Annotated in this window: 5 protein-coding genes; all 5 read right to left on the bottom strand. The window is 66.4% G+C overall.

Translation table 11 applies throughout. From position 1 onward, the window contains the following. Positions 1 to 188: 188 nt before the first annotated feature. On the bottom strand, positions 189 to 587 hold the full coding sequence (locus B8W69_RS29255; protein WP_047323683.1) for a hypothetical protein: 399 nt from the start codon (positions 585 to 587) through the stop codon (positions 189 to 191). Positions 588 to 667: 80 nt separating this feature from the next. Beyond that, positions 668 to 1,039, bottom strand: coding sequence for a hypothetical protein (locus B8W69_RS29260; RefSeq protein WP_133058056.1), 372 nt, complete (start codon positions 1,037 to 1,039; stop codon positions 668 to 670). Positions 1,040 to 1,115: 76 nt separating this feature from the next. After that, complete coding sequence (gene eccA, locus B8W69_RS29265; RefSeq protein WP_085293127.1) at positions 1,116 to 2,948, bottom strand: type VII secretion AAA-ATPase EccA; 1,833 nt, start codon at positions 2,946 to 2,948, stop codon at positions 1,116 to 1,118. 21 nt (positions 2,949 to 2,969) lie between these two features. Then, positions 2,970 to 4,562, bottom strand: coding sequence for a type VII secretion protein EccE (gene eccE, locus B8W69_RS29270; RefSeq protein ID WP_085293128.1), 1,593 nt, complete (start codon positions 4,560 to 4,562; stop codon positions 2,970 to 2,972). Next, a partial coding sequence (gene mycP, locus B8W69_RS29275) for a type VII secretion-associated serine protease mycosin (RefSeq protein ID WP_085293129.1) occupies positions 4,562 to 5,587 on the bottom strand: 1,026 nt, incomplete at its 5' end. The genes eccE and mycP, both read right to left, overlap by 1 nt.

The raw sequence follows: 5,587 nt of genomic DNA on the forward strand, positions 1-5,587 counted from the left end.
GCCCAACCCCCCACAACGCCCGTCGCGGGCCGCGCCGGCGCCACCAGCCCCAAGCCGCCGCCCACCAACAGTCCCGCCGGTCCTGGGTCCGGCGCGACCGGTCAGCCGCGTGCAGGTCGCCCTCAACCTGACCAAGCCGACCTCGCCGAAGACAGCAGCCCGGCCAAGGGACGCTCAACGCGTTCCCGTTAAAGCCGGCCCAACTCCCAATGCCCCAGCACCAAACCGGTGCGGCCCTTGGCAAGCGGCTCCGGCGTGGCCGCGAATCCCTTCATTTGCAGCGTCCAGTAGTGGGAATGTTCAGGGGCCAAATCCGCAGATTGATCGGCCCTGACCAAGGCGGGCAGGGTATACAACACGCGGTCCTGGAAAAGCCGTCCGCCGGGCTCATTCGGTACAAATTCCACGGCGCCCAGCACGGCAGGACGCAACCGCATGACCGCGTCGCGTTGACTGTGTTCGTAGCGTGCCGGCACCAATTCGCCAGAGTCGACCCACGATTCCCACAGCCGCACAACCTCATTGATGTGCTGATCGAGGAACGCCAGCAAAAACGGCATTCCGGTGGCTATCACGATGGTGTCCATACTCAGTCATCGTCGCAGAGACGACCGACAAGTTATCTGTAGCCAGCCAGCCCGGCCGTGACGCCGCCCGGGGCAAGGGCTCAACGATGACGTCGGCGTCGCCGCGTGTCGTGTTCAATGCGGATATGCATGAGCCATCCCGCGAGCCACGCCGGTTCGTGTTCGTTGCGCAGAGCCTTGATCTGAGCCGAACTCAGCCCCGCGGGGTGACCGGCGCACATACCCGTGATCAGCACGGCGCCGCGCAGCAGTGGGACGGTCCTGATTGAAAAGTTCGACACTGCATGCAAGTTGAGCGTGGCCATCCGGTTGATCGGCAACGAGCCTGTGGCCGCATCGAACCAGAAGACGAGATCATGCTGGGCGGTCAGGGATTCCGCGGACGGGCCGACGTGCCCATCGACGACCCTGGCGTCGATGGGCACCAGCTTCATCATCTCGTCGGGCGACACCAGGATGCCCACCGGAACCAGCGCCTCGAGTAACGCACTGTCGTTCGCACTAAGACGCCTGCGCGGCTTCACGGGCTTACTCGGAGCGCTTTTCAGAGACCGCGGCGCGCAGGCCTTCGGCTAAATCCTCGCGGGTCAGTTCGCGCAGCCGCAGCAGCTGCTCGTCGGTGACTTCGACGTCGTCGCTGGCCAGCAGGTCATCGAGCTCGGCAGTATCGAGGCGATCGTTGCGGTGATCGCGGGCTTTTTCGACCACGTTACGCACGAACCCGGCATTGCCCAGCACGTCGATGCCGCGGATCAAATCGCCTTCGGCAGTGAGGGTTTCTTCGGCATAGAACCTCTCGAAGTCTGGGCGCAGCACCTCAACGGCTTCATCGGTAGTCACGTCTTCGTCTTCACCCACCATCAGTTTGGTCAGCTCGATCAGCTCTGGCGGGGTGTAGCTGTGGAACTCGATCACGGTCGAAAACCGCCGGCGCAGACCTTGATTGACTTCCAACATCCGTTCGGTGGCTTTGGCGTAGCCCGCCCCGAACACTACGAGCTCGTCGCGGTGATTCTCCATGTACAGCAGCAGCGTGTTGATGATGGCGTTGCCGTAGGGGTCGCCGGTGGAGTAGCCACGTTCATGCAGGGTGTGCATCTCGTCGAAAAACACCGCCCCACCCAGGGCGCCCTCGAGCATTTCTTCGGTGTTCTTTTCCGCATCAGCCATGTAGCGGCCCAACAGTTTGGCGCGGCTGGTCTCCACCACCAGCGGCTTGCGCAACACCTTCAGCCCGCACAGTTGTTTGGTGAAAGACCGTGCCACCGAGGTCTTTCCGGTCCCAGGTGGGCCCAGCAGAAGGGTGTGCCGCGAGGTCACAGGCACCCGCAGCCCCACCTTAGAGCGGGCCAGATTGACCTTCGTGGTGGAGCGGATGCGTTTGATTTCGCGCTTGGCCGTCTCCATGCCCAGCATGGCATCGAGCTCGGCTTGCCCCTCAGCCAAATATTCCGACGCCTTCTCAGCATCACGGGCCGTCTCAGTCTCTAGCCGACTCGGGGCGCTGTCGGGATCCCACGGGTCGGTGCGAGCCTCAATGGTTTCGGGGTCGGTGAGCACCAGGCGCCGGCTGGGGTCATCCATCGCTTCGCGGGCCGGGGTGAACTTCGGATCGCGTGAATACACGCGGCGCAGCAGCTGGGCCGCCTCGTCCTCGCGGCCCAGATGGCGAAGACACATCGCCTGGGTGTAGAGCGTCACGGTGGCTGCCTGCGGCACGCGGTCATCGCCGGCGGCCCTCTCGCCGCGGCGAAACGCATCTTCAAACACCCCAAGTGATGCCAGCGCTGTGGTGGCCATCGCTGTGGCCGCGCACTCGTATTCGGCCCGATACCAACGCTTGTCGATCGGGAACAGGCGCAGCACATCGGTCCAGCGTTGCGTGCGGAAATGCAGCAGCCCGCACACATAGGTATGCATGTCCGCGTCGAAAGGATCGGTCGGCTTGGCCGCCGAAGTCACCAACGCGTCGGCTTGGCTGTAGCTGGCTTCACGGATCAGCACCGTGGCGTACGCGGCGCGCAGCGCATCCACCGACCCGATCGGTAGCTGCAAAAATAGGCCATCGAAGACCAGTGGGCGGAAATCGGCGCCCAGCACGCCGAGACGGCGGATCTCCCAGCCGAAGGTTTCTGCGGCCGCCCACGCCCCCGCCAGCACCTCCACCGTGTCCTCACCGGCCAGCACTCGGCCCATCCAGCCATCGCACACGCCTGGCTCGGCACGGGTGACTGTGCGGAACATCTCGGCGGCCACCTGTCGGTTATGGCTGGGCACTAAGCCGCCCACACCAATACCCGATGCCAGCAGCCCTCGCCGAAATGCGCTGCGGGCCGGAGTTTCTGCCTCGATACCTGTCATGGTGATGTCGAATCTAACCGTTTAGGCCGCCCGGCGGGGACCGGCATCAATCAAGCGGCGCTCGTAATCGAGGTTGATCCGCAACCGATACTGAAATGCCCACGTGCGGATCACCGCGGCGCCGCGACCATCCTGCTCGATGTGAATATCGGCGCCACTGGCCGAGCGCGCACCCACGGTGCGTATGGTGACCGCCGCGCCCGCCGGTGTTGGGCCCCCGACACGGTCATAGACCACCACGTACGGGTACTGCGACGGAGGTAGCTGCTCAGCGAGGCCTGCCGCCCCCACCATCTGCAGCCCGACCCCGGTGACCTGTTGCCAGCGTTGCGGCTGCTTGGTGCAAATCAGCACCTGGTATCCGGTCGCGGCTGCCCGCAACGCCACCTGCACCAGCAGCGCGAACTCCCCGGCGATCGTCACCGTCGCCAGTTCGGTGGGGTCGTGCAGATCCACCAGCAGCGGATGCCCGCTGGCGGTCGTTCCCACGATGATGCCCGTTGCCCCGATCGGGACCGCCACCTTCTCCCCGGCGGCCAACTCGCGGGCCGGCAGGTTCAGCCCGCCGGTGGCCGCGGTCAGCAGACCCGCGGCCAGCCCAGCGTCGTGGCGGCCGACGAGCGGATTTAGGCCCGTCAGCGGCGGCTCGGGCAGCGGGCCGCCGGTGTGGTAGCGCACCATCACCCCCGCCGTGGTGGCCCCGTTATCGGCGCGACGCAGCTGGACCGACACCGCGGTGGCGTCGGTATCCGGTGCCCACAGCCGGTCGATCGCAGTACTCGATATGTCACCTGGCGACATCCAATACGTCTGCACGTAGCCGCCTGCATGGCGCAGCCGGCCCCATCCAGACGCTAGGCCCGTCGGGTCGATACCGGCCAGCAGTGCCTCATCGGCGGCGCGGATCTGGGCGGCGCTGAGCACCCGTGACGGGATACGCAAGCTGGTCAGCTCGGCTGCTAGCCATTCGGCGGCCGCGCTCATCGTGGCTGCCACCGACTCGCGCCACACGATCGCCCTAGCACTCTGCAAGGCGTTGAACCGCACCACCAGCCACGTGCGGCGCTGCCCGACCGCGGGATGATCACCCACCTCGGCCGAGTACACCGGCGCATACGGGTGATGCGTTTTAGGTGCACGCCGCGCCCCCACACTGACAATGTCGATGCCTTCTAAGTGCACATCGAACTGATCGAGCCCAGCGGCCACCGCCTCGAGGGGCAGCTTCGCCAAGGACTCCACCCGCGGGTAGTCCAACACCGAGGGACTATGCGGCGGTCCGTCGACTGCGACCACTGCCACCAAATGTGGCCCCACGGCGCGGATTCCGACCGGCCCGGACCCGAAGCGGCGCTCGTAATCAGCCAGCTCGCCGGCGGCGCCGACGCGCGGGCGGCGCCCGGTCACCGATCGCCACAGCAGGCTCAGCAGCGGCGCACCGCGCCAAAACAGCAGCACCAGGACCGTGATCAGCACGGTCAGCCCGACACCGACCCACCAGCCGGGGCGGCCCGCCGTGGCCGCGCCCGCTGCGATCACCGCCACGTCGACGACGAACACCGCTACGACCCGCGCCCAGCTCGCAGCCACACTCAGCGGGAAAGTTGACTTCATCACCGGCCCTCTCGTCGACGCATCAGGGCGGCTGAACCCAGTACCACCGAGCACAGCAACGCAAGCCCGCCGACCCCGGCGGCGGCCACCCACACCGGGGTCATGTCGCGGCCCACCTTCGGCGGTGCCAGCACCAGCGGCGCCGCCAAGTGCTGAGGCCCCACAGGTTCACCAGGCGGTAGGTCATAGGTCAAGGCGGCGACCGGGTCGACGATGCCGTGCCCGACCTGGTTATCCACCCCGCGCGCTGGCGCCCGCGCTGTCGCGAGCAACCGGTTGATCACCTGATGTGCGGTCAACTGGGGGTACTTGGCGCGCACCAGCGCGGCCACCCCGGACACCAGTGCGGCCGAAAACGATGTGCCCGCTTGGGCGACTAGCGTGTTCTTGTTGCCCTCAACGGCATTCATCAGCCCGTCATCGCGCGGCGAGAGGCCTTCGACGTCGGTACCGGGCGCGGCGATCGACACCCAGGGCCCGGCCATGCTGCTGCCCAGCGGAGCGCCGCTGGAATCCACCGCGCCCACGGTGAGCACATAATCGGAGAACCATGCTGGGGTGGCCACCGTCGTCACTCCAGCCCAGTCGCGAGGATCGTTGGGCGTCAACGGGTTATAAATCGGGTTCTGCTTGCAGTCGTTACCGACACCGGTTTCATTGCCGACGTTGCCGGCCGCGGCCACGATCACTACGTTGCGGTCCACCGCGGCGTAATGAATCGCCGCCCCCAAATCGCGCTGATCGATCATGTCGGTCGCGGTCATACACGACACCTCCGAAATGTTGATCACCGTGGCGCCCATGTTGGCCGCATGCACGATCGCGCGTGCCATGGTGCGGATATCGCCGGCCTTGCGCCGGGTGGCCGGGTCCTGGTTACCGGCGAAGGCATCCTTGGGGCTAAACGCTTTGGAGCTTTGCCGGATCGCAATGACCTGCACATCGGGGGCCACCCCGGAAAACCCGTCCGCTGCCGGCGCCGGCGGTGGCGGCGGCGCGGGGGCTCCCGGAGGCGGGGGTGGCGG

This window comes from Mycolicibacterium vulneris (assembly GCF_002104765.1).
GTDB lineage: Bacteria > Actinomycetota > Actinomycetes > Mycobacteriales > Mycobacteriaceae > Mycobacterium > Mycobacterium vulneris.

Bases quoted from the DNA above. Each gene is read 5' to 3' on its own strand.
- eccA (WP_085293127.1), bottom strand. From the start codon at position 2,948: ATGACAGGTATCGAGGCAGAAACTCCGGCCCGCAGCGCATTTCGGCGA.
- eccE (WP_085293128.1), bottom strand. From the start codon at position 4,562: ATGAAGTCAACTTTCCCGCTGAGTGTGGCTGCGAGCTGGGCGCGGGTC.
- B8W69_RS29255 (WP_047323683.1), bottom strand. From the start codon at position 587: ATGGACACCATCGTGATAGCCACCGGAATGCCGTTTTTGCTGGCGTTC.